The 23,037-nt window shown below is 70.8% G+C and carries 24 protein-coding genes; 8 read left to right on the top strand and 16 right to left on the bottom strand.

The features are described from left to right. Nucleotide 1: 1 nt before the first annotated feature. The 3 genes from HUT10_RS22735 to HUT10_RS22725 form a co-directional block, all read right to left on the bottom strand. Nucleotides 2-541 (bottom strand): DUF1707 domain-containing protein, encoded by a 540-nt coding sequence (locus tag HUT10_RS22735; protein ID WP_176173086.1) that lies wholly within the window; start codon nucleotides 539-541, stop codon nucleotides 2-4. 58 nt (nucleotides 542-599) lie between these two features. After that, the gene (locus tag HUT10_RS22730; protein WP_176173085.1) at nucleotides 600-2,393 is read right to left on the bottom strand and encodes an acetyl/propionyl/methylcrotonyl-CoA carboxylase subunit alpha; all 1,794 of its coding nucleotides are present in this window, start codon (nucleotides 2,391-2,393) and stop codon (nucleotides 600-602) included. Between the two features lie 106 nt (nucleotides 2,394-2,499). Continuing rightward, nucleotides 2,500-2,775, bottom strand: coding sequence for an SAV_915 family protein (locus tag HUT10_RS22725; protein ID WP_176173084.1), 276 nt, complete (start codon nucleotides 2,773-2,775; stop codon nucleotides 2,500-2,502). A gap of 114 nt (nucleotides 2,776-2,889) precedes the next feature. Here HUT10_RS22725 and HUT10_RS22720 point away from each other — a divergent pair, with 114 nt between their 5' ends. Next, complete coding sequence (locus tag HUT10_RS22720; protein ID WP_176173083.1) at nucleotides 2,890-3,612, top strand: hypothetical protein; 723 nt, start codon at nucleotides 2,890-2,892, stop codon at nucleotides 3,610-3,612. Nucleotides 3,613-3,664: 52 nt separating this feature from the next. On the opposite strand, the gene HUT10_RS22715 is transcribed toward HUT10_RS22720, so the two are convergent. Further along, nucleotides 3,665-5,017: a dicarboxylate/amino acid:cation symporter gene (locus tag HUT10_RS22715; RefSeq protein WP_176173082.1), complete on the bottom strand. Its 1,353-nt coding sequence runs from the start codon at nucleotides 5,015-5,017 to the stop codon at nucleotides 3,665-3,667. 100 nt (nucleotides 5,018-5,117) lie between these two features. Next, entirely contained in the window at nucleotides 5,118-5,747 is a 630-nt protein-coding gene (locus tag HUT10_RS22710) for a nucleoside triphosphate pyrophosphatase (RefSeq protein WP_176173081.1), read from the bottom strand. Nucleotides 5,748-5,865: 118 nt separating this feature from the next. Between HUT10_RS22710 and HUT10_RS22705 the strand changes: the two genes are divergently transcribed. After that, complete coding sequence (locus HUT10_RS22705; protein ID WP_176173080.1) at nucleotides 5,866-7,710, top strand: glycoside hydrolase family 3 protein; 1,845 nt, start codon at nucleotides 5,866-5,868, stop codon at nucleotides 7,708-7,710. Between the two features lie 69 nt (nucleotides 7,711-7,779). Here HUT10_RS22705 and HUT10_RS22700 read toward each other — a convergent pair whose 3' ends face one another. From HUT10_RS22700 to HUT10_RS22690, 3 genes are all read right to left on the bottom strand, one after another. Further along, the gene (locus HUT10_RS22700; RefSeq protein WP_176173079.1) at nucleotides 7,780-9,393 is read right to left on the bottom strand and encodes a DHA2 family efflux MFS transporter permease subunit; all 1,614 of its coding nucleotides are present in this window, start codon (nucleotides 9,391-9,393) and stop codon (nucleotides 7,780-7,782) included. Continuing rightward, complete coding sequence (locus HUT10_RS22695) at nucleotides 9,374-10,000, bottom strand: PadR family transcriptional regulator (protein ID WP_176173078.1); 627 nt, start codon at nucleotides 9,998-10,000, stop codon at nucleotides 9,374-9,376. The genes HUT10_RS22700 and HUT10_RS22695 overlap by 20 nt, the downstream gene beginning before the upstream one ends. Nucleotides 10,001-10,138: 138 nt before the next feature. After that, the gene (locus HUT10_RS22690; RefSeq protein ID WP_176173077.1) at nucleotides 10,139-11,713 is read right to left on the bottom strand and encodes a TROVE domain-containing protein; all 1,575 of its coding nucleotides are present in this window, start codon (nucleotides 11,711-11,713) and stop codon (nucleotides 10,139-10,141) included. A 525-nt stretch (nucleotides 11,714-12,238) separates the two neighbouring features. Between HUT10_RS22690 and HUT10_RS22685 the strand changes: the two genes are divergently transcribed. Further along, nucleotides 12,239-13,129, top strand: coding sequence for an LLM class flavin-dependent oxidoreductase (locus tag HUT10_RS22685; protein WP_176173076.1), 891 nt, complete (start codon nucleotides 12,239-12,241; stop codon nucleotides 13,127-13,129). 4 nt (nucleotides 13,130-13,133) lie between these two features. Beyond that, on the top strand, nucleotides 13,134-13,592 hold the full coding sequence (locus HUT10_RS22680) for a MarR family winged helix-turn-helix transcriptional regulator (protein ID WP_176173075.1): 459 nt from the start codon (nucleotides 13,134-13,136) through the stop codon (nucleotides 13,590-13,592). Here the strand turns inward: HUT10_RS22680 and HUT10_RS22675 are convergent. The 6 genes from HUT10_RS22675 to HUT10_RS22650 all read right to left on the bottom strand — a co-directional run bounded on the left by HUT10_RS22675 (nucleotide 13,583) and on the right by HUT10_RS22650 (nucleotide 18,527). Further along, nucleotides 13,583-13,804, bottom strand: coding sequence for an acyl-CoA carboxylase subunit epsilon (locus HUT10_RS22675; protein WP_176173074.1), 222 nt, complete (start codon nucleotides 13,802-13,804; stop codon nucleotides 13,583-13,585). The two genes, HUT10_RS22680 and HUT10_RS22675, sit on opposite strands and share 10 nt — an antisense overlap. Further along, nucleotides 13,801-15,438, bottom strand: coding sequence for an acyl-CoA carboxylase subunit beta (locus HUT10_RS22670; protein WP_176173073.1), 1,638 nt, complete (start codon nucleotides 15,436-15,438; stop codon nucleotides 13,801-13,803). The genes HUT10_RS22675 and HUT10_RS22670 overlap by 4 nt, the downstream gene beginning before the upstream one ends. A gap of 64 nt (nucleotides 15,439-15,502) precedes the next feature. Continuing rightward, nucleotides 15,503-16,150, bottom strand: a complete 648-nt coding sequence (locus tag HUT10_RS22665) for a response regulator transcription factor (protein ID WP_176173072.1) — start codon at nucleotides 16,148-16,150, stop codon at nucleotides 15,503-15,505. Further along, complete coding sequence (locus HUT10_RS22660; RefSeq protein ID WP_176173071.1) at nucleotides 16,147-17,253, bottom strand: sensor histidine kinase; 1,107 nt, start codon at nucleotides 17,251-17,253, stop codon at nucleotides 16,147-16,149. Before HUT10_RS22660 ends, HUT10_RS22665 begins: the two co-directional genes overlap by 4 nt. Before the next feature lie 34 nt (nucleotides 17,254-17,287). Then, on the bottom strand, nucleotides 17,288-18,079 hold the full coding sequence (locus HUT10_RS22655; protein WP_176173070.1) for an SRPBCC family protein: 792 nt from the start codon (nucleotides 18,077-18,079) through the stop codon (nucleotides 17,288-17,290). 31 nt (nucleotides 18,080-18,110) lie between these two features. Further along, nucleotides 18,111-18,527 carry a MarR family winged helix-turn-helix transcriptional regulator gene (locus tag HUT10_RS22650; RefSeq protein ID WP_176173069.1) on the bottom strand — a complete coding sequence of 139 codons (417 nt, stop codon included), beginning with the start codon at nucleotides 18,525-18,527 and terminating at the stop codon, nucleotides 18,111-18,113. Nucleotides 18,528-18,605: 78 nt separating this feature from the next. On the opposite strand from HUT10_RS22650, the gene HUT10_RS22645 reads away from it, so the two are divergent. Next, complete coding sequence (locus HUT10_RS22645; RefSeq protein WP_176173068.1) at nucleotides 18,606-19,169, top strand: flavodoxin family protein; 564 nt, start codon at nucleotides 18,606-18,608, stop codon at nucleotides 19,167-19,169. On the opposite strand, the gene HUT10_RS22640 is transcribed toward HUT10_RS22645, so the two are convergent. Beyond that, nucleotides 19,166-19,738 (bottom strand): TetR/AcrR family transcriptional regulator, encoded by a 573-nt coding sequence (locus HUT10_RS22640; protein ID WP_176173067.1) that lies wholly within the window; start codon nucleotides 19,736-19,738, stop codon nucleotides 19,166-19,168. The two genes, HUT10_RS22645 and HUT10_RS22640, sit on opposite strands and share 4 nt — an antisense overlap. Nucleotides 19,739-19,811: 73 nt before the next feature. Between HUT10_RS22640 and HUT10_RS22635 the strand changes: the two genes are divergently transcribed. Continuing rightward, the gene (locus tag HUT10_RS22635) at nucleotides 19,812-21,002 is read left to right on the top strand and encodes an FAD-dependent monooxygenase (protein WP_176173066.1); all 1,191 of its coding nucleotides are present in this window, start codon (nucleotides 19,812-19,814) and stop codon (nucleotides 21,000-21,002) included. Here HUT10_RS22635 and HUT10_RS22630 read toward each other — a convergent pair. After that, a complete protein-coding gene (locus tag HUT10_RS22630) occupies nucleotides 20,968-21,333 on the bottom strand; it encodes a helix-turn-helix domain-containing protein (RefSeq protein ID WP_176173065.1) in 366 nt (121 codons plus the stop codon). The two genes, HUT10_RS22635 and HUT10_RS22630, sit on opposite strands and share 35 nt — an antisense overlap. An 82-nt stretch (nucleotides 21,334-21,415) precedes the next feature. On the opposite strand from HUT10_RS22630, the gene HUT10_RS22625 reads away from it, so the two are divergent. Both HUT10_RS22625 and HUT10_RS22620 read left to right on the top strand, forming a co-directional pair. Continuing rightward, nucleotides 21,416-22,267 carry an NAD(P)-dependent oxidoreductase gene (locus HUT10_RS22625; protein ID WP_254896984.1) on the top strand — a complete coding sequence of 284 codons (852 nt, stop codon included), beginning with the start codon at nucleotides 21,416-21,418 and terminating at the stop codon, nucleotides 22,265-22,267. Then, complete coding sequence (locus tag HUT10_RS22620; protein WP_176173064.1) at nucleotides 22,264-23,013, top strand: SDR family NAD(P)-dependent oxidoreductase; 750 nt, start codon at nucleotides 22,264-22,266, stop codon at nucleotides 23,011-23,013. The genes HUT10_RS22625 and HUT10_RS22620 overlap by 4 nt, the downstream gene beginning before the upstream one ends. Nucleotides 23,014-23,037 lie beyond the last annotated feature (24 nt).

Raw genomic sequence — 23,037 nt, 5'->3', positions numbered from 1 at the left:
ATCAGCGGCCCAGTTCGCGGCGGTAGGAGTCACGCAGTTCGCGGCGGCGCTCGCGGTCGCGCAGGTGCCGGTCGCGGCGGTCGTGGTGGCGCTGGTCGTGGTTCCAGTCGTGGCCCCACATCGACTTGCCGAACACCGTCAGCCCGATCGGGACGAAGATGATCGGCCAGGCCAGCGTGCCCGTGGCGATCAGGGCGATCGCGGCGATGAAGGCCAGCGGCACGATCGCGGCCAGGAACCGCTGCGGCGGCGACCAGTTGTCCGGCGGCCCGGACCGCCGCGGCGCCGGTGCGGCCGCCGGCTCCGGTGCCGGGGCGACCGCGGCCTGCGGCACGTCCTCGTAGCGCGGGTGCGGTTCCGGCAGGTCGGCGAAGATTTCGCTCAGCTCGCCGCGGGTCTTGGCCGCGGTGATCCGGGCCGAGCGCTCGCCGTACTCGTCGATGTCGAGCCGTCCCGCCGTCATGTGCTCGCCGATGGCGGACAGCGCGGACTCACGGTTCTGGTCGCTGATCCGCAGCTGCGGAGACGGGACTTCGGTCACGTAGTCGATGGTAGGCCGCCTCGGGGGCGGCCCACCACGACATCGGCAACGAACTGTCCTACTTGATCTCGAGAAGCTGCGTGCCCTGCGTCACGGCGGCGCCGACCTCGATCGAAAGCCCGGTCACCGTGCCCGCTTTGTGGGCGGTGACCGGATTCTCCATCTTCATCGCCTCGAGGACGACGATCAGCTCACCGGCTTCGACCGTCTGGCCCTCTTCGACGGCCACCTTCACGATCGTGCCCTGCATCGGCGCTGTGACGGCGTCGCCGCTCACCGCGGCCTTCGTGCCGCCGGCGCGCTTGCGCGGCTTCGCCTTGACCGCGGTGCCGCCCCCGCCGCCGCCTTCGAACGCGAACCCGCCCGGCAGCGACACTTCCAGGCGCCGCCCGCCGACCTCGACCACGACGTTCTGCCGCGGCTCTTCCTCGGCGGCCTCGACCTCGGGCGCCACGAACGGCTCGATCTTGTTGTCGAACTCCGTCTCGATCCAGCGGGTGTGCACGCTGAAGCCGGTTTCGTCGCCGATGAACGCCGGGTCGTTGACGATCACGCGGTCGAACGGCAGCACCGTCGCCATGCCCTCGACGACCATCTCGTCGAGCGCCCGGCGGCTGCGCTCCAGGGCGTTGTTGCGGTCCGAGCCGGTGACGATCAGCTTGGCCAGCATCGAGTCGAACTGCCCGCCGATGACGCTGCCGGACTCGACGCCCGAGTCGACGCGCACACCCGGGCCGCTCGGCGCGACGAACTTGGTCACCGTGCCCGGCGCGGGCAGGAAGCCGCGGCCGGCGTCCTCGCCGTTGATCCGGAACTCGATCGAGTGCCCGCGGGGTTCCGGGTCGGAGGTGATCCGCAGCTTCTCGCCGCGCGCGATGCGGAACATCTCGCGGACCAGGTCGAGCCCGGTGGTTTCCTCCGACACCGGGTGCTCGACCTGCAGCCGGGTGTTGACCTCGAGGAAGGAGATCGTGCCGTCGGTCGCGACGAGGTACTCGACCGTGCCGGCGCCGTAGTAGCCGGCTTCCTTGCAGATCGCCTTCGCCGAGGAGTGGATGCGCTCGCGCTGCTCGTCGCTCAGGAACGGCGCGGGCGCCTCCTCGACCAGCTTCTGGTGGCGGCGCTGCAGCGAGCAGTCGCGGGTGCCGACGACGATCGCGTTGCCGTGCATGTCGGCCAGCACCTGCGCCTCGACGTGCCGCGGCTTGTCCAGGTACCGCTCGACGAAGCACTCGCCGCGGCCGAACGCCGCGACCGCCTCGCGGGTGGCCGACTCGAACAGCTCGGGGATCTCTTCGCGGGTGCGCGCGACCTTCAGGCCGCGGCCGCCACCGCCGAACGCCGCCTTGATGGCCACCGGCAGGCCGTGCTCGTCGGCGAACGCGACGATCTCGGAGGCGTCCTTGACCGGCTCCTTGGTGCCCGGCACCAGCGGCGCGCCCGCGCGCATCGCGATGTGGCGGGCGGTGACCTTGTCGCCGAGGTCGCGGATTGCCTGCGGGCTCGGCCCGATCCAGGTCAGCCCGGCGTCGAGGACGGCCTGGGCGAAGTCCGCGTTTTCGGAGAGGAAGCCGTAGCCGGGGTGCACCGAGTCGGCGCCCGACCGCTTGGCCGCGTCCAGGAGCTTGTCGAAGTTCAGGTAGCTCTCGGCGGCGGTGGTGCCGCCCAGGGCGAAGGCTTCGTCGGCCAGGCGGACGTGCGGTGCGTCGCGATCCGGGTCCGCGTACACCGCGACGCTGGCCAAACCGGCGTCCTTGGCGGCTCTGATGACGCGTACCGCGATTTCCCCACGGTTGGCGACCAGGATCTTGGTCACCGGACCACCCGTGGTTTCGCCGACCTGCTCGGCCACCCCGCACCTCCTGCGTCCGACAGCTGCATTGCTGACCGCCCACGCGGCATCTGGGAAGTCTACGGATCTGACGTCGGGAGTCTCTTGAGTGAGAGGTGAACCACGCTCAGACGTGGTGCCGGAGCTCCTCGGGCAGCGGCGAATCGAGCACGATCACGTCGTACGGGTTCGCTTTGTGGACCTTCGGCAGGTGCTCGGTGTTCACCAGCGCCCACGGCTGGTGCTCGCCGCAGCAGTCGATCAGCCGGTCCAGGGCGGTGAACGCGACCAGTGCGGTGCGGCCGTCCGGCGTGCGGCGCAGCTCGATCGACGCGCCTTCGGCTTCGGGGTCGACCGGGCCGGTCGGGAGGTACAGGGCGGGCGGCAGGTTCGGGTTCGTCACCCGGACAACATAGACGGATACCCTCCGCTATGCGTGACCCCGTCGGGTTGAACCGGCCACACCGCGACGGGGCGTTGCCGACACGCGCACGTGAAGCGGCTTACGCTCTGCCTTATGCGGACTACGGCAGCGCGGACGCCTCGGTCGGCGCTGCTCACCGCGGTGCTGGCCGCGGTGGTCACCGTCGGCGCGATCGGCGCCGTGTTCCTGCTGCGGCCGCAGCCCGAGGCGGCACCGGGGCTGGCCGAACCCGCCGCGCCGCCGGTGGCACCCGCGGTGACCTGCGGCGGCGATCCGTGCCGTCAGCTCGCGGCGGTGACCGTCGGGGGCACGCCGGTGGTGCTGCTGACCGACACCGCGGGCGGATCGGCGCGCCTGCGTGTCGGGCCCGAGCCGGGCACGGTGTTCGAACTGTCGATCGCCCAGCTGGGCGTGCGGCTCGACCAGAACTCGCTGCGCTGCATCGACGGCCCGGCCCCGGCCTGCCTGGTCCGCGGCGACGTCGGTGACGACGGCACGGCCGCGTACGGCGAACTGCTCGTCGGCAGCGGGGGAGTGTGGCGCGACCCGGGCAAGCCGTTCTACGCCGACGCCGGGACGCTCTCGCTCTACGACGTCACGGCCGACGCCAGCCCCGACGTGATCGTGGTCCGCCACGACTGCACGGACGCCGCCTCCGGCACCCCGAAGTGCGCGGCGGCCCCGGTGCTGGGGGAGGTGTACGACCTGTCGGGCCGGTCGCTGGGCTGCACGCGGCGGGTGACGTCGCCGTCGGACCTGCGCGGCTGGCCGGACATCCGCCTCACCCGCGCCGACCTGCGCGCCTGTCCCTCCTGACACGCGTGAAGGCCGCCTCGAACATTCGAGGCGGCCTTCACGGACGTGCGGGTCAGGCGGGGGCGGGTTCGGTGTGGCGGGCCGCCGAGCCGTCGTCGCTGTGCTCGGGCCGGTCGGTCGGCGCGTCGAGGACCTCGTCGTCGAGCAGGCCCTCGCTGCGGGCCACGATCGTCGGCACCACGATCTGGCCTGCCACGTTCGTCGCCGTGCGGATCATGTCCATGATCGGGTTGACCGAGTAGATCAGCGCCAGGCCGAGCGCGACCTGCTTGGCGTCGAGGCCGATGAACGACGTCGTCAGCGTGAACGCCGTCAGCCAGCCCGTGGTCCCGGCCGTCGCCAGCGCGCCGACCACGGCGACCACGACGATGCCCGCGTACTGCCAGAAGTTCAGCGACACCCCGGCCAGGTTGGCGACGAAGATCGCCGCGATCGCCGGGAACACCGCCGCGCAGCCGTCCATCTTGGTCGCGCTGCCGAGCGGGGTCGCGAAGGCCGCGTACGCCGGCTGGACGCCGAGGTTGACCGCGGACTGGCGGGTCAGCGGCAGCGTCGCGGCCGAGGACTGCGAGGCGAACGCGAACTGGATCGCCGTGCCCGCCTTCGCGAAGAACTTCAGCGGGCTGACCTTGGCCACGAACTGCAGCAGGATCGGGTAGACGACGAACAGGACGAGCAGGCAGCCGACGTACACCGCGAGCGTGGTGGAGAACAGCGGCCGGAACAGCGCGTCGCCGTAGTTCGACACGGCCGCGCCGATCAGGCCGATGATGCCGATCGGGGCGAGCCGGACGATCCAGCCGAGGTAGCGCTGGATGATCTCGAACACGCTCGTCGTGAAGTCCACGAACGGCTTCGCGCGGTCACCGAGGCTGTAGGCGGCCGCGCCGATGACCAGCGCGAGGAACAGCACCTGCAGCGTCTCGCCGTCGGAGAACGCTTTCACGAAGTTCTCCGGCAGCAGCCCGTTGACGAAGGCGTCCCACGAACCCCAGTGGTCCACGCTCTTCGCCGCCTTGTCGGCGTTCTTGGCCGTGGCCTCGACGCCGCCGAGCCCGCCGGCGCCCGGGTCGAAGATCCGGCCGACCGCGATGCCGATCAGCGACGCGATGAACGAGGTGATGGCGAACCAGAGCACCGTCTTGCCGCCGAGGCGGGCGGCGGTGCGGCCGCCACCGAGGCCGCGGAGGCTGTTGATGCCGACCACGATCGCCGTGAAGACCAGCGGGATCACCGCGATCTGCAGCAGCGTCGTGAAGATGGTGCCGATCTGGTCGAGGAGATCGGTCAGCCACCCGGCCTCGGTCTGCCGCGCGACGACGCCCAGCAGGGCGCCGACGACGAGCGAGCCGAGAACCGCGGCCGCGAACACCCGCGGCTTGGTGTATGTCCGTACGAAAGACACGGGGCGACTCCGGTGCTCGAAAGTTTCCAGTCTTGCCTGGTGAAGAGAACGGTAGGCAAGGGAGGACTCTTCCGGATCACCCGAAGGTGTGGTGCCCTTCTCAGGATGCGGGAGGCCGCCAGAGATCCACGACACTCACGCCGACCTCGGCCAGCAGCCGGCGCGTCAGCGGCAGGCTGATCCCGATCACGCTCGTGTGGCCGCCGTCGAGCCCTTCGACGAACCAGCCGCCCAGACCGTCGATCGTGAAGCCGCCGGCCACGTGGAGCGGTTCGCCGCTGGCGACGTAGGCGTCGATCTCCGCGGGTGTCGGCGTGCCGAACCGGACGGTGGTCGACTCCCAGCCGCTGGTCTCCTTCGTGCGGGTCCCGCCTTCGAGCCGGACGACCGCGTGGCCGGTCAGCAGTTCACCGGATGTCCCCGCCATCGCGGCCCAGCGCTGCCGCGCGATGTCCGGCGAGCCGGGCTTGCCGACCATCTGCCCGCCGATGTTCAGCATCGAGTCGCAGGCGACGACGACGGCGTCCGGGTGGGCCGCGGCGACCTGGTCGATGACCGCTTCGGCCTTGGCCGCGGCCAAGGCCGCGACCAGTTCGGACGGCGACGGGTCGGTGAGGGCGGCGGCGACGGCGTCCTCGTCGACGCCGGAGACGAACACGGCGGGATCGAGGCCCGCGGAACGCAGCAGGGCGAGGCGGGCGGGGGACTGGGAGGCGAGGACGAACTGCACGACTGAAACTTACTTGACCAGGCGGTCGTGACCGAATTGTGACCGGCGTCACGAAGGAGGAGAGTTAATTTGTTTTGGCTCGCAACTTATGGATCGACGGACTGTCACGGAGAGACCGATGCCGCTCCTCCGCACCACGAGATCATTGCGAACCACTGCGCTGGCCGGCCTGCTGCTCGCGGGCACGGCCCTCGTCCCGATGGCGTCCGCCGCCGCGACGCCGCTGTACCGCGACCCGCGCGCCTCGGTGGCCGACCGCGTCACGGACCTGATGGCACGGATGACGCTCGACGACAAGGCCGGGCAGATGACCGAAGGCGAGCGCGGTGCCGCCACCCCCGCCCAGGCCGCCGCCGCCCGGCTCGGGTCCATCCTCTCCGGCGGCGGTTCGACGCCGTCGCCGAACACCCCGCAGGCGTGGGCGGACATGATCGACGCCTACCAGCGGGCGGCGACCTCGACCGGCCTCGGCATCCCGATCGTCTACGGCTCCGACACCGTGCACGGCCACAACAACGCCGCCGGCGCCACGATCTTCCCGCACAACATCGGCCTCGGTGCCGCGAACGACCCGCAGCTGGTCGAGCAGATCGGCGCGATCACCGCACGGGAGTCCGCCGCCACCGGCGTCAAATGGGGCTTCGCGCCCTGCCTGTGCGTCGCCCGCGACGACCGCTGGGGCCGCACGTACGAGTCCTACGGCGAGGTCCCCGCCAACGCCGTCGCTAACTCCGTGATCATCGAAGGCCTGCAGGGCTCCTCGCTGGCCGACACGACGTCGATCATGGCCACGGCGAAGCACTTCATCGGCGACGGCGGCACCACCGGCGGCGTCGACCAGGGCAACACCCAGATCGGCATCGACGAGCTCCGGAAGATCCACCTGCCGCCGTTCCAGGCCGCGATCGCCCACGGCGCCGGCTCGGTGATGATCAGCTACAACAGCTGGAACGGCGTCAAGGACCACGGCAACAAGTTCCTGATCACCGACCTGCTCAAGACGGAGCTGGGCTTCTCCGGCTACGTGGTCTCCGACTGGAACGGCATCGACCAGATCGACGGCCGGTCCGGCTTCACCGCGGCCGAGGTCAGCCAGGCCGTCAACGCCGGGATCGACATGGTGATGGTCCCCAACGACTACCTGAAGTTCGTCAGCACGCTGAAGGCCGAAGTCCTCAACGGGCACGTCCCGATGTCCCGCATCGACGACGCCAACCGCCGGATCCTCACGAAGAAGTTCGAGCTGGGCCTGTTCGAGCACCCGTACACCGACCGCTCGCTGCAGAACGACTTCGGCAGCGCGGCCCACCACGCGGTGGCGCGGCAGGCGGTGCGCGAGTCGCAGGTGCTGCTCAAGAACGAGGGCGTGCTGCCGCTGGCCAAGCAGGACAACCGGATCTTCGTGGCCGGCAAGAACGCGAACGACCTCGGCAACCAGGCGGGCGGCTGGACCCTGACCTGGCAGGGCCAGAGCGGGACCCGGGTGATCCCCGGCACGACGATCCTCGACGGCATCAAGGCCGGTGCCGGGAAAGGCACGGTGGTGACCTATGACCGTGCGGGTAGCGGAATCGACTCCGGTTACAAGGTCGCGGTCGCCGTGGTGGGCGAAACGCCGTACGCCGAAGGGCAGGGAGACCGGCCCGGCGGCCTCGGCCTCGACGCCGAAGACGTCGCCCTCATCGGCAAGCTGAAGGCCTCGGGCGTGCCGCTGGTCGTGGTGACCGTCTCCGGGCGGCCGCTGGACATCGCCGCGCAGCTGCCGTCGGCCAAGGGGCTGGTGGCCGCCTGGCTGCCGGGCTCGGAAGGCGCCGGCGTCGCGGACGTGCTCTACGGCGACTACAACCCGACCGGGAAGCTGAGCTTCACCTGGCCGGCGAGCTCTTCCCAGGAACCGGTCAACACCGGTGACGGCAAGCAGGGCCTGTTCCCGTACGGGTTCGGCCTGTCCTACCCCCGTTAGCCACCGCTCCCGCGGTCCGTGCAGGCCCCCGCTCCGGCACCCGACACCGGAACGGGGGTCTGCGCGGTTTCAGGCCGCGGCCGTCTCCGGCGCGGGGGCCGGGGTCTCCCAGCGCGGCTTGACCCGCTGCAGCACCGCGGCGGAAAGGACGCCGAGCAGGAGCACGCCCATCGGCAGCAGCATCGTCACGCGGGCGGCGTCGGTCAGTCCGTTGTGGACCGCCTCGGACGCCAGCTTCCCCGCCTGCGCGGCGATTTCCGCGGGCAGCCCCGGCATCGGCGACGGGCCGCCCGCCGAGCCGAACTCACCCGTGCTCGCCGCCGCGTGCGCGATCCCGTCGGCGAACGGCGCCCGGTACTGCGCCGGCAGCTGGGCCGCCGCCTTCGTGGCCTCGTCCGCGATGGACGCGCTGATCCGCGCCTGCAGCAGCACGCCGATCGCCGCGCTGCCGAGCACGCCGCCGACCTGGCGCGCGGTGTTGAAGATGCCGGACGCGGTGCCGGCCAGCCGCGGCTCGATCGAGCCCATCGTCAGGTTGCTCATCGGCGAGAAGATGCAGCCGATGCCGAGGCCGCACACCAGCAGCGCCGGGACGAACGTCCACGGGTTGCTGTCCGGCGTCGCCTGCAGCGCGATGATCCCGAGCCCGGCCGCGAGTGCCGCCAGGCCGAACATCACCAGGTACTTGCCGTTCACCTTGTCCGACGCGCGCCCGACGAACGGCGCGATGATCCCGGACAGCAGCGACATCGGCGCGGTGAGCAGGCCGCCCATGGTCGGGCTCAGCCCGAGCACCGACTGGATGTAGATGACCAGCGGCAGGAACATGCCGGTCATCGCGAAGCCGACGGTGGTCGCGGTGAGCGTCCCGGCCGAGAAGTTCCGGTTGGAGAACACCTGCAGCGGCAGCAGCGGCTCGCGCTTGTTGAACCGCTGCCACACCAGAAACGCGATCATCAGCACCACGCCGGCCCCGATGATCTCGAACACCGTGATGCCGCCGAAGACCTTGCCCCAGTCGTACTGCTGGCCGTTCTGGACGCCGAACACGATGCAGAGCAGGGCCGCGCTCGAAAGGAAGATCCCCAGCAGGTCGAACGCGTGCGCGTGCTTCGGCTGCCAGTCCGGCACCAGCAGCAGCGTCAGCACGACGGCGATCACGCCGATCGGCACGTTGACGTAGAAGATCCACTCCCAGCCGAAGTGGTCGACCAGCACCCCGCCGAGCAGCGGGCCGGCGATCGTCGCCAGCCCGGCGACACCGCCCCACATGCCCATCGCCGGGCCGCGCTTGGCCGGCGGGAACAGGTGCGTGATGAACGCCAGCGTCTGCGGCGTCATCAGCGCGGCGCCGAGGCCCTGCACCGCGCGGGCGGCGATGAGCATCTCGACGTTGCCGGACAGGCCGCACCACAGCGACGCACCGGTGAACACGACCAGCCCGGCGAGGAACACCCGCTTCGGGCCGAACCGGTCACCGAGCCTGCTGGTGAACAGCATCGGCACGGCGTAGGTGAGCAGGTAGACGCTGATCACCCAGACGACTGAGTTCAGCCCGGCGTTCAGTTCGCGCAGCATGGTCGGGATCGCGATCGACACGATGGTCGTGTCGAGCAGGATCATGAAGAAGCCGAGGCACAGCGCGCCCAGCGCGGCCCACGGGTTAGCTTGTCTTGCGTTCATCGTCGTCTTCCCTGGTGATGAGCGTGAGCTTGGGTTGTTCCTTGTCCTGGAACGGGATTCGCCCGGACCGCAGGTCGTCGAGGAGCCGTTCGGTCCACCGGAGCTCGAACTTCCGGTGGTCGCACTGGTAGCGCCAGTCCAGCCAGTAGATCGGCGGTGTTTCGTCCTCGGTCAGCTGCTGCAGCACCGCCTCGTCGGCGGCCACCGCGGCGCGCAGCCGGGTGATCCGGTGCTCGAGTTCGATGATCGTGGTGTCGCGCCCCAGTTCGTCGATCACGCCGAGCCCGGACAGGTAGGCGGGGAACTCGGTGGCGAGGTCCCCGAGCAGCTCGCGGCCGCGCTGGGTGAACTCGTCCAGCCCGGTCTGCGTCATGCCGTACACGGTTCGTTCGGGCCGCCGGCCGTCACGCTGGGTGTCGACGACCTCGATGAGCCCGTCGCGGCACAGGCGTTCCACGGTGTGGTACAGCGAGCCCGCCTTCACGTTGACCCGCATGTGGACGTACCGCTCGCGCATGAGCTGGGCCATCTCGTACGGGTGCATCGGCCCCTCGTGGAGCAGCTCCAGCACGGCGATGCCGAGTGGCGTCAGCTTGGGCGAGGCCATGGTCTCGATCCCTCCAAGTCGTTTATTCCACGTGGACTATACGGGGTGGATTAGTGTGCGGTCCACGGTCAGTTCTGTGACGGTCCGTACGCAGCGTGAAGCCCCCATGATCTCGTCATGGGGGCTTCACGGCGTCTCTCAGAACGGCCAGTCGGCGTTCTTGCCCCGCTCGAGCAGCGGGATCATCCGGAACGCCTGGTCGGTCAGGCCGCCGAACGTGTGCCGGTGCCCGCCGCCGGACGGCGCGTGGCCGGCCCGGTAACCCGCGAGGTTCCACGTGTACAGCGGCACGTTCGCCGGCACCGCCTGCCCGACGTCGCCGTGCGCGGCCTGCTCGTCGGTGAGGATCACGACGCGGTCGTGCTTCGCGAAGTGCTTCTTCACCGCGCCCGCCGTGTCGGTGCCGCCGCCGATGAAGTACCCGCCGGACTTCCACCGCTCGACGTCACCCAGCAGCGACCCACCGCGGCGCAGCTTGAACACCTTGGTGCCCTGGCTGCGGTCCCAGTAGCCGTCCGAGAACGACACGACGTCGGCCTTCGCGCAGCGCCGGGCCAGCGCGAGGCCGAAGACCGCGGCCGCGTCCCAGCGCATCAGGCTGCCGTCCTTGCTGAAGGGACTGTTCATCGACGCCGAGGTGTCGACGAGGACGAGCGTCCGCCCGCCGAGCGCGGGCACGTTGGCCAGCGCGTGCCCGATCGCCCGCTCGAGCGCCCACGCCCACCGCAGCGACGGCGCGGCCCGGTGCGCCGCGAGGAACCGCATCGGCAGCTGCCGCGACTTCGCGACCTGAACCGGACTGGCGAGCCGCTCGGCCACCCGCTCCGCGACGGCGTCCGAGACGCCGGCCTCGTCGAAGTTGCGGAGGTTCCGCAATTGAGCCATGTAGCCCATCGACGGGATCAGCGCCTCCCAGACGCGAGCGTCGAGGGGACCCTGCAGCCACCCGGCGACGGACTCCCACGTCATGCCCGCGGTCCGCAGCACGTCCGCGGCGTCCGGCCGGTCGAAGAGCTTCCGGCGGTCGGCGACGGGCCGGCTCATCAGCTCGGCGCGGGCGCGCAGGGTCGCCAGGGACTCCGGGATCGCGTTGCCGCGGTCGTGCCGCTCGTCGAGGATGTGCCTGAACAGCTCACCCCCGCCGACCGGGTGGGTCAGCTCGAGGACGTCGGCGAACCGGAAGGCGTGCGCGGCGGAGTCCCACTTGACGAAGGACCGCTCGTCGTAGAGCCTCGCCGCGGCATCGGCGACACCGCGCTTGACCGGCTTCGGCACGGCCCGGCCGTGCACGGAAGTCCAGTAGGCGAGCAGCTCACCGGGCTCGTCGGCCCGCTGCAGCACGTCGGCGACGACCTGACGGCTCAGCCCGTCGAGACCGGCGTCCCGCCGCGCCTTGGCGAACTCGGCGGCGCCCACGAGCGACGCCGTCCGCAGGTGCGCGCCGGAGCGCAGCCAGCGCAGAAACCGCGCGGTCCACTGTGGATCGTCCAACGTGGACTTGCGGACCAGCTCGGCGTACCGCGTGTCGCGGGTCTCCGCGGACTCGTAGAAGGTGTGCTCGCCGACCATGTTCGTGACGGCGAGCAGGAAGAGCTCGGACTTGGTGTCGCGCAGGTACCCGGCACCGCCCTCGTGCGTGACGGTGGACGGCGTGGCCTCGCTGCGGACCGGAGAGGTCGCGGCGGGCGCTCGTGCGGTGTTGAACTTGCTCATTTCTCCCCCTGGGTTTCCTGGAGGGAGCCACGGCCACAGCGATGCCCGAGATCGAAGTCGGTGAAGGTACATAGCTGCTCTAGGCCACTGAGCTACCGGACCGTGTGCGGTCCGGGAGGGATTCGAACCCCCGACCTGCCCGTTAGGAGGCGGAAGTAACCCTCGCCTGCGCACCGGGCACCGGTGTGGCCGTGGCTCCCGAGGTCTTCGCTGCTCGCGGGTTCTCGTTTACAGCAAGAAGTAACCGCGGGCTTCGCACCGGGAGTGCGTGTGAAGTTGGGTGCCCGAGTTCTCGGCTGGAGAAGGTGAGTTGACCGGCCACCGCGAGGTGGCCGGGTTTGGATTCGAACCAATGATCACCGAAGTAACCTTCTCCGTCGCACCGGGCGGAACCCAAGGTAGCAAGCAGCCCGCGTCGGCACGACTGGTTTTCCGGCGCCTCCTCGCGACCGCGCCGATGTCTCGATAGTTCGCATCAAGAACTACTTGTGCTATGTTCGTAGTACGAACTAACTGGGAGGAATCATGACGTACTTCGGCATCGGCGTGTCCACCGCGGTCACCGCCGTCCCCGGCACCCTGGAGCTGGCCGGTCAGGCCGACCGGGGTGGTCTCGACCTGATCACCGTCTCCGATCACCCGTACCACGCCGACCGGCTCGACGCGTACGCCGAGCTCGGGGTCCTGCTCGGCCGGACCGAGCGGATCTCCGGCCTGGTCAGCGTCACCAACCTGCCGACGCGCCCGGCGGCGATGCTCGCCCGCACGATCACCAGCCTGTCCGCGCTGACCGGCGGCCGGATCGTGCTCGGCATGGGTGTCGGCGGGCTGTGGGACGACATCGCGCGGCTCGGCTTCACGAAGCTCACGCCCGGGCAGGCCGTCCGCGCCTTCGAAGAGGGCATCCGGCTGGTCAAGCTGCTCGGCGGGGGCGGCGGACCGGTCACCTTCGACGGCGAGTTCCACCAGGTCACCGACCTCGTGCCCGCCGAAGAGGAGATGCCGCCGGTGTGGACCGGGTCCGTCGGGCCGAAGTCGCTCGCCGTCACCGGGCGGGTGGCCGACGGGTGGATGCCCGGCCACGCCGCCGACTGGCTCAGCGAGCGGTACCGGACCTCGCGGCCGCTGATCGACAAGGCCGCCGTCGACGCCGGGCGGGAGCCGGGCGACATCGCCACCGTCTACAACTTCCCCGGCCGCATCACGGCGGAGCCGCTCGCCAGGACCCGCGCCGACGACGGGCGCTGGATCGGCGGCTCGCCCGCGCAGTGGATCGAGGAGCTCACCGGGGCCGTGCTGGAGCACGGCGCCGCCGGGTTCGTGCTCTTCGGGCCCGGCGGCAGCACGCCCGACGCGACCGCCGTCGCGCGGTGGGCCGAGGAGATCGTGCCCGCCGTGCGGGAAGCCGTAGGCTGACCGGATGGGGAAAAGCGCGGCGGACCTCGGTGTGGTGGCCGGGCTCGTGCGGGCGTCGTTCCTGGTGAACGCCGTCTACGCCGAGTCCGCCCGCGAGTACGGGCTCACCGTGCAGCAGGGCCAGCTGCTGTGCGTGCTGATGGGCCGGCCGTACGGCATGGGCGACCTCGGCGCGACGCTCGGCCTCGAGAAATCGAGCCTGACCGGCCTGGTCGACCGCGCGGTCCGGCGCGGGCTGGTCCGCCGCGAGCCCGACCCGGACGACCGCCGGGCCGTCCAGGTCGTCCTGACCGGCGAAGGCCGCGAAATGGCGGAGGACTTCTACGCGGCGACGTGCCGCCGCGTCGACGAGCTGGCCGCGGGCCTGAGCACGCAGGACCGCGACCGGCTCGCGGCTCTGCTGGGCGCGATCGTGCGGGACAACGAAGCCCCGACGGTCTTCCTCGACGCCCTTCAGCCCTGAGGCAGTCCCGAAGCGCGCCAAGCGCCTTCGCCGGGGTGAAGCGGCCGACGCAGCGAAGCTGCGTGATCGCCCCACCACGACGTACGCGGCTTCGGCTTCTCCGGCGCCTTCGCGACCGAAGCCGCGGCGACGACCGCCGTCAGCGCCGCCAGCTCGGCGTCGCTCGGGTTTCCGCGGACCACCCTCAGCAGGGGCTTTTCGGCGTCGCTCACAGCGGGATGTTCCCGTGCTTCTTGGGCGGCAGCGACTCGCGCTTGTTCCGCAGCAGGGACAGCGCCCGCGCGACGTGCCCGCGGGTGTGCGCCGGCACGATCACCGAGTCGACGTACCCGCGCTCGGCCGCCGCGTACGGGTTCAGCAGCGTGTCCTCGTACTCCTGGATCAGCTCCGCGCGGAGCTGGTCGACGTCGCGGCCCTCGTTGGCGGCGTTCGCCAAGGTCTTGCGGTGCACGATGTTCGCCGCGCCCTGGGCGCCCATCACCGCGACCTGCGCGGTCGGCCAGGCCAGGTTGATGTCCGCGCCGAGGTGCTTCGAGCCCATGACGTCGTACGCGCCGCCGAACGCCTTGCGCGTGATGATCGTGACCAGCGGGACCGTCGCCTCCGCGTAGGCGTAGATCAGTTTCGCGCCGCGGCGGATGATGCCGTTCCACTCCTGGTCGGTGCCCGGGAGGAAGCCCGGGACGTCGACGAAGGTGAGCACCGGGATGTTGAACGCGTCGCAGGTGCGGACGAACCGCGCGGCCTTCTCGGACGCGTCGATGTCGAGGCAGCCGGCGAACTGCGTCGGCTGGTTGGCCACCACGCCGACGCTGTGGCCGTCGACCCGGCCGAAGCCGACGATGATGTTCGGCGCGAACAGCTCGTGGACCTCGAGGAAGTCGCCGTCGTCGACCACGCGGGTGATCACCTCGTGCATGTCGTACGGGGTGTTCGGCGAGTCCGGGATGATCGTGTCGAGCTCGCGGTCGGAGTCGGTGACGTCGTCGAAGAACCCGGGCCGGTCGGCGGGCGGCTCGAAGGCCGGCGCGTCGGACAGGTTGTTCTGCGGGAGGTAGGAGAGCAGTTCCTTGACGTAGGCGATGGCGTCTTCGTCGTCGGAACCGAGGTAGTGCGCGACACCGGACTTCGTGTTGTGGGTCCGGCCGCCGCCGAGCTCCTCGAAGGTGACGTCCTCGCCGGTGACCGTCTTGACGACGTCCGGGCCGGTGATGAACATCTGCGAGGTCTCGTCGACCATCACGATGAAGTCGGTCAGCGCGGGGGAGTAGACGTGCCCGCCGGCGTTGGCGCCCATGATCAGCGAGATCTGCGGGATGACGCCGGAGGCCTTGACGTTCCGGTTGAAGATCTCGCCGTAGAGGCCGAGCGAGACGACGCCTTCCTGGATGCGCGCGCCGCCGCCCTCGTTGATGCCGATGATCGGGCGGCCGGTCTTGATGGCCAGGTCCATCACCTTGACGATCTTCTCGCCGTAGACCTCGCCGAGGCTGCCGCCGAAGACGGTGACGTCCTGGCTGAACACGCAGACCGGGCGGCCGTCGACGGTGCCGTACCCGGTGACGACGCCGTCGCCGTAGGGCCGGTTCTTCTCCTGGCCGAAGTTGGTCGAGCGGTGCCGGGCCAGCTCGTCGAGCTCGACGAAGGAGTTCTCGTCGAGGAGCAGCTCGATGCGTTCGCGGGCGGTTTTCTTGCCCTTGGCGTGCTGTTTCTCCACCGCGCGGGCCGAGCCCGCGTGCACCGCCTCGTCGTAACGGCGGTACAGGTCGGCCAGCTTGCCGGCCGTGGTGTGGATGTCCGGTTCATCCTCGGGCGGCGTCCCGAGCGGCTCCGTCGCACTGCTCATGCCACGGGAGCTTAGCTACTTGCCGGTCACTTGGCGTGTGGCGTAGGCAACGTCTCCGGTGACGTCACGACGTCGTGGGCCGCACCAGGCCCGATTCGTACGCCGCGATCACCAGCTGGGCCCGGTCGCGCGCCGCCAGCTTGTGCAGCAGCCGTCCGATGTGGGTCTTCACCGTCGCGATCCCCAGGTGCAGCCGCGCGGCGATCTCGTCGTTCGACAACCCGCGCGCGATCAGCGTCAGCACCTCCTGCTCGCGGGCCGTCACCCCGTCCAGCCGGGTCACCGGGCCCGACGGCAGGCGGGCGAACTCCGCCACCAGGCGCCGCGTCACCGAGGGGGCCAGCAGCGCGTCGCCCGCGGCCACCACCTCGATCGCCGCCAGGAGGTCCGCGGGACGGGTGTCCTTCAGCAGGAAGCCGCTCGCGCCCGCGCGCAGGGCCGAATACACGTACTCGTCCAGGTCGAACGTCGTCAGCATCAGCACGCGGACATCGGTCTCCGCGCAGATGCGGCGGGTGGCCTCGATGCCGTCCATCTCCGGCATCCGGACGTCCATGAGCACGACGTCCGGCCGCTCCACCCGGGTCAGGGCCACCGCTTCGGCGCCGTCGGACGCCTCGGCGACGACCTCGAGGCCCGGCGCGCTGTCGACCAGCACCCGGAAGCTGCCGCGCAGCAGGGCCTGGTCGTCGGCGATCAGGACGCGGGTCACCGGGCCGCCGCCGGTTCTCCGTACGGGAGGCGCGCGTGGACGCGGAAGCCGGTTTCGGCGGGCGCCGCGGAGAACTCGCCGTCGTAGACCGCGACCCGTTCGCGCATCCCGATCAACCCGTGGCCCGGGGTCGCCGGGCCGCCGCGGCCGTCGTCGAGGACCTCGATGACCACCTCGCCGTCGCCGCCGGTGACGTGGACGCGGCACGTCGCCGCGCCCGCGTGCTTGACCACATTGGTCAGTGCCTCCTGCACGATCCGGTACACCGACTGGCCGACGCCGCCCGGGAGCTCGGTGAGGCCGTCGACGACGAGCTCGACGGCCGGCCCCGCCTGCTGCGCGCGTTCGGCGAGCGCGCGCAGGTCGTCGAGCGACGGCGCGGGCGCCAGGGCCGGGACGCCGGTGCCGTCGCGCAGCACGCCGAGCATGCGCCGCAGCTCGGCCAGCGTCTCGCGGCTGGTGTCTTCGATGACGCGCAGCGCGTCACGGGCCTGGTCCGGCTGCTCCAGTGCGACGTGGTTGCCGACCGCCGCCTTCACCGCGATCAGGCTCATGCTGTGCGCGACGACGTCGTGCATCTCCCGGGCGATCCGCAGCCGCTCCGCCGAAACCGCTTGCTGCGCATGGGTTTCCCGCTCGATCGCGGCGTGCTCACGGCGGCCGTGGACGGCGATGCCGAGCGCGAACCCGACGATCAGCGCCGACGCGCCGAAGTTCACCGTCGTCGCCGTGCTCGGGTTCGGCACCGCGATGCCGACCAGGCCGACGCCGGCCAGCCCGGCCCCGAAGCCGATCCGGGCCGCCCGGCTGCCCCGGGCCACGACGAACGTGTACAGCGCGCAGCCCGCGGCCACCACGGAGATCGCCAGCACCGGCCCGCCGATCGGCACCGCCGCCGCGGTCGTCACCAGCGACAGGACGTACGCCGGCCGAGGCCACCAGCGCCGGAGCACGATCGGCCCGACGCTCAGCACGAGGATCGTCCACCCGAGCCAGGCGGGCAGCCACGGCGGCAGCGACCACGCGCCGGCGGCGAGGTTGCCGCCGGCCCCCAGGGTCAGCACGAGGACGGCGAGGACGTCCAGGACGACGCGAAAGCGCATGAACCGAACGTAACGCCGAACTCCGAGCCGCGCGTCAGCCCTCGGTAGGACCCGTGGAGTAGTGCTTCCGCACGGCTTCGACGCGCTCCGGCGGCCACTCGGGCAGCTCGACGCCGTGGCCGGCGGCGAACAGCCGGTCCAGCTGCTCGTGCCGCCGGGCCAGCTGGGCCGGCACGTCGTCGCCCGCCGCCTCGGTGAACTCGACGCGGGTGCCTTCGAGCGGGTCGTGGACCAGCTCCCAGCCGGGTTCGTCGGGCAGCAGCGGCCGGAGCTCGCCGACCGGTTTCCAGCCGAGGTCACGGCGGAAGCGGATGGTGCCGTCGTCGAGGACCTCGCCCTCGCCGAGGCCGAATTCGTCCACATAGGACGCCATCCGGCCGTGCCACTCCCGCGGCTGCTCGAAGACCCGTCCGGCCAGCCGCGCGGCGAGCGCGTCGAGGCAGACGTCCCAGCCGGCCGCGGTGCGGGCTCCGGCGAGCTTCGCGATCGCCGGGTCGCCGCGGCCGAAGGTCTGGGTGAACTCCAGGAGGCTGCCGTCGCCGTCGGGGGAGATCAGCCACCGCAGGGTGTCGTCGTTCCAGACGAAGGCGAACTCGCGCGGCGGGTCGGCGGTGAGGACCCGCCCGGTCGTCGTGCTGTCCTCGCCGGGAAAGGTGAACCGGATCGCGCCACCGGCCCGCAGTTCGACGTCGACCTTCGCGGGGAACCAGTGCTCGAGCTCCGCCGGGTCCGTGATGGCGTGCCAGACCTTCTCCGGGGCGTGCTTCAGCCGGCGTTCCAGCCGGAGCACCGGGCGTTCACCGTCGGTCTGCAGGTTCGCGGCCATGCGTGCATATAACCACCGAGGCATATAAGGGTCAAGCGCCGCGGACGGCGGAGACGGCGGTGGCGAGCTCCGGGTCGCTCGCGGCCTTGTCGAGCGCCGTCCGCAGCACGGCGTTGTACGTCGGCTCGGTTTCGGCGTAGCGCTTGCGGCCGGCGTCGGTGATCACCGAGTAGACGCCGCGGCGGTCGTCTTCGCACAGGTCGCGGATGGTCAGGCCGGCGTCTTCGAGGCGGGCGCACATCCGGCTGACCGAGCTCTGGTTGAGGCCGATCGCGTCGGCGAGCTCCTGCATCCGCAGCTCGCCACGGGGGTCGGCGACGAGCTTGCCGAGCGCGCGGTACTCCGACAGCCCGAGCCCGTGGCGGCGCTGCAGGGCTTTGGCGAGTTCCTGCTCGATCCGGGCGTGCAGCACGAGTACGCGGCCCCAGGCCTGTTCGTCGACGGTCATCTTCCGGCCTCCTCTTGACGCCAGGATAGTCCAGGGACAGTATTTATATGTACATGCAAGTACATCGAGAGGGTGGACATGAGCGATCGCAGCTTCCTGTTCCTGGTGGGCGCCGCACGGGCCGGGGGCAACACGGAAATGCTGGCCCGGCTGGCGGCCAAGGAGCTGCCCAAGGACGTCGAACAGCGGTGGATCCGGCTGCCGGAAGTGCCGTTGCCACCGTTCGAGGACCGCCGCCACGGCGCCGGCGAGCACCCGGCCCCGGGCGAGAACGAGCAGTTGCTGATGGACGCGACGTTCGCCGCGACGGACATCGTGATCGTGTCGCCGGTGTACTGGTACTCGGTGGCGGCGAGCGTGAAGCTCTACCTCGACTACTGGTCGGGCTGGATGCGGCTGCCGGTGGAGTTCAAGCCGCGGATGCGCGGCAAGACGCTGTGGGGCGTGAGTGTTTTGAGCGAGACCGCGCGCGAGGCTCAGCCGCTGATCGGCACGCTGGAGCTGTGCGCGGAGTACCTGAGCATGAACTGGGGCGGGGTCCTGCTCGGCAACGGCAGCCGCCCGGGTGACGTACTGCTGGACGCTGACGCGACGTCGGCCGCGCCGTCGTTCTTCGCCGGCGCGGACCTCGTCACCGCCTAAGCCAGGACGTCCTTCGCGATCAGGCGCAGGCCGCGGACCAGATCGGCGCCCGAGGGGGCGTGGCCCGGGTCGATCAGCCACTGGAGCATCACGCCCGAAAGCAGGGCCTGGTGGACCGTGCCGACGGCTCGGGCCTCGGCGCTGCCGTCGTCGAGGCCCTGGAAGAGGTTCGCCAGGCCGTGGCGGGCCAGTTCGAGGGCCTCGGCCAGCTGTGCGCGCACCTTCTCGTCGAGGTCCGGCTGCGCGTAGGCCTCGAACGTCATCGCCCAGAGCCGGCGGTGCTCGCCGAACGACTCGATCACGCGCTGCCAGATCAGCTCGAACCGCTCGGCCGGGGTCGCCTCCGGCGGCGTCTCGACCTGCAGGGTTTTCGCCAGCGCCTCGCCCCACTCCTCGTTGGCCTCGATCAGGGCGGCGTTGAGCAGGGCTTCCCGCGAGCCGAAGTGGTACCCGATCGCGGCCATGCTCACGTCCGCCGCCGAGGCCAGGTCCCGCACGGTCGTGCGGGCGTAGCCCTTCTCGTGCAGACAGCGCTTCGCGGCGGCCAGCAGTGACTCCTTGTTGCCCATGTCCGCAGCCTAGCACGAATGCCTTAGGCAATCGTCTTGTGCGATCGCCCAAATCAGGGTTACCGTGCTCGGCATGCGAAACAACCGAGTCCTCATCTCCGGCGCGAGCGTCGCCGGCCCCGCCCTCGCCTTCTGGCTCCGCCGCCACGGCTTCACCCCGACGGTCGTCGAGCGCGCTCCCGAGCTGCGCGACGGCGGCTACGCGGTCGACTTCCGCGGCGCGTCACTGCAGGTCCTCGACCGGATGGGCCTGCTGGGCGCGGTCGAAGCGGCCGCGACCCGGATGGGCGATGTGACCTATGTGGACAGTGACGACCGGCCGCTGGTCGTCACGCCGTCGACCTACCAGAGCGGCGAGCTGGAGATCCTGCGCGGCGACCTCGCCCGCATCCTGTACGAGGCGACGAAGGACGGTGTCGAGTACGTCTTCGGCGACTCGATCACCGGCCTCACCGAGCACGGCGACGGCGTCACGGTCACCTTCGCCCACGGCGAGCCGCGCGAGTTCGACCTGGTCATCGGGGCCGACGGGCTGCACTCGAACGTGCGGTCGCTGGTCTTCGGCGACGAGACCCGGTTCCGCCACGACCTCGGCTACTACGTCGCCATCGGCACGGTGCCGAACCACCTCGGGCTCGACCACGTCGGCCGGTTCTACAACGAGCCGAACCGGACCGTCGGGGTCTACAGCGCGAAGGGCAACACCGAAGCCAAGGCGCTGTTCTGGTTCGGCTCCGACCGGCTCGACTACGACTACCGCGACATCGCGCAGCAACGCCGGATCGTCGAAGAGCGGTTCCGCGACACGGGCTGGGAGACGTCGAAGCTGCTCGAGGCCATGCGGGAAGCGCCGGACTTCTACTTCGACTCGGCGAGCCAGATCAAGCTGGACTCGTACGCGCGCGGGCGCGTCGCGCTGGTCGGCGACGCCGCGTACTGCGCCGCGCCGCTCTCGGGGATGGGGACGAGCCTGGCGATCGTCGGCGCGTACGTGCTCGCGGGCGAGCTCGCGGCCGCCGGCGGCGACCACCCGACGGCGTTCGGCGCCTACCGCGAAGAGATGCGCGGCTTCGTCGACGCCTGCCAGAAACTGGCCGAGGGCAACGGGAAGTGGTTCGTCCCGCCGACGCGCGGGTGGCTGCGCTTCCGCAACCTGAACTACCGGCTGCTGCCGTACCTGCCGTGGCGCAAGCTGATCGAGGAGCTGCCGCTCAAGGCGGGCAACGCGATCACGCTGAAGCCGTATGCGGTGGTGCCGGTGTGACGCCGCGGCGCTTCGCGATGCCGGCCATGTTCTCCTCGCCCCAGTCGCCCAGCGGCAGCAACGCGGTGTTCAGCCGCTGACCCAGCTCGGTCAGCGAGTACTCGACCTTGGGCGGGATCTCGTGGAACACCTCGCGGTGCACGATTTCGTCCGCTTCCAGTTCGCGCAGGGCCTGGATCAGCATCTTTTCGCTGATGCCGGTCACCTTCCGCTTCAGCTCGCCGAACCGCAGCGGCTCGGCGTGCAGCGCCCAGAGGATCAGCGCCTTCCACCGGCCGCCGATGACGTCGACGGCCGCGTCCAACCCGCAGCGGTACGTTCGAGGCTGCATCCAGGTTCCTTACGTTTTGGTGGGTACCTGACTTATTAGTCGGTACTTGTTCAGTGTAAAGCGCGCCCGCAGCATGGAACCCATGGGAGAAAGCAGGAAACAGGTGGGCGTGCTCGGCCTGGGGCGGATGGGCGCCGCCCTCGCCGGGGCGCTCTTGGGGGCGGGGTACGACGTCTCGGTGTGGAACCGGTCGCCGCTCAAGGCCGGACCGCTGGTCGACCGCGGCGCCAAGCTCGCGGCCACGCCCGCGGAAGCGGCTTCGGCGGGCGTCGTCATCAGCTGTCTGTCCACATACGACAGTCAGGAGCCGGTGCTCGAAGCGGCGGCACCGAAGGTGCTCGTCAACCTCACGTCCGGGACGCCGGAGCAAGCTCGTGGCGTCGCCAAGTGGGCGGCGTCCGAGGGCGTCGACTACGTGGACGGCGTGATCATGGCGGTCCCGCAGGGCATCGGGACGCCGTCGGCGCAGGTCCTCTACAGCGGCTCCGAACCGGCGTTCGCGGCGCAGCGCGAACTGCTCGAAGTGCTGGGGACGCCGGTGTTCCTCGGCGAGGACGCCGGGCTGGCGGCGCTGTACGACCTGGCGCTGCTCGGCATGATGTGGTCGACCATGGCCGGCTACCTGCACGCGCTGGCGCTGGTCGGGACCGAGGGCGTCACGCCGGAGCAGTTCGCGCCGATGGCGTCGGTGTGGCAGTCGGCGGTCGGCGGGTTCCTGCCCGGCATCGGCGAGCAGGTCGCCAGCGGGGACTACGAGACGGACGTGTCCGCTTTGGACATCAACGCGGCCGGTCTCGCCTTGCTGGTCGAGACGAGCCGTGCCCAGGGCATCAGCACGGCGGTGCCGGCCGTGCTGCGCGAGTTGTTCGACCGAGCGGTCGCGGCGGGCCACGGCTCGCACGCGATCGCCAGCGTCATCGAGGAGATCCGGTGAAGTACCAGGGGAAGAAGGCCGTGGTGACCGGCGGCACGCACGGCATGGGGCTGGCGGTGGTCCGGGCCCTGCTCGACAGCGGCGCGGAGGTGCTGCTGACCGGCCGGGACGTCACACCGCTGGAGGGGACGCTGCCGGGCAAGGCACACCTGCTGTCGTCGGACGCGGCTCGCTTGGACGACGTCGAGTCGCTGGGCGCGGTGGCCGCGGACACGCTCGGAGAGCTGGACCTGGTGTTCGTCAACGTCGGGTTCTCGACGCTGACGCCGTACGAGGCCGCGACACCGGAGCTCTACGACCGCACGTTCGACATCAACACCAAGGGCGCGTACTTCACGGCCCGCCGCCTCGCCCCGCTGGTCCGTCCCGGCGGTTCGTTCGTGTTCACGACCTCGGTCGCGGCCGAGGCGGGCATCGCCGGAATGGGCCTGTATTCGGCGGCGAAGGCGGCGGTGCGCTCGTTCGCCCGCACGTACGCGGCCGAGCTGGCCCCGCGAGGGATCCGGGTCAACGTGGTCAGCCCCGGCTACACCGACACGCCGACGATGGGTGTGACCGGAGTGCCGGAAGCGGTCTTGGCCGAGTTCAAGGCAATCGGCGACGAGACAACGCCGCTGAAGCGCCACGCAACGGTCGAGGAGGTCGCGGCGGCGGTGTTGTTCCTGGCCTTCGAGGCGACGTTCACCACCGGCGCGGATCTCCCGGTGGACGGGGGACTGGGGCAGCGCTTGACGCTGCCTGCCTGAGGTGGGGCGCCTGCGCCGGGCGGG

This window comes from Amycolatopsis sp. Hca4 (assembly GCF_013364075.1).
Taxonomy (GTDB): domain Bacteria; phylum Actinomycetota; class Actinomycetes; order Mycobacteriales; family Pseudonocardiaceae; genus Amycolatopsis.
This window is presented reverse-complemented; position numbering and strand designations above follow the sequence as displayed.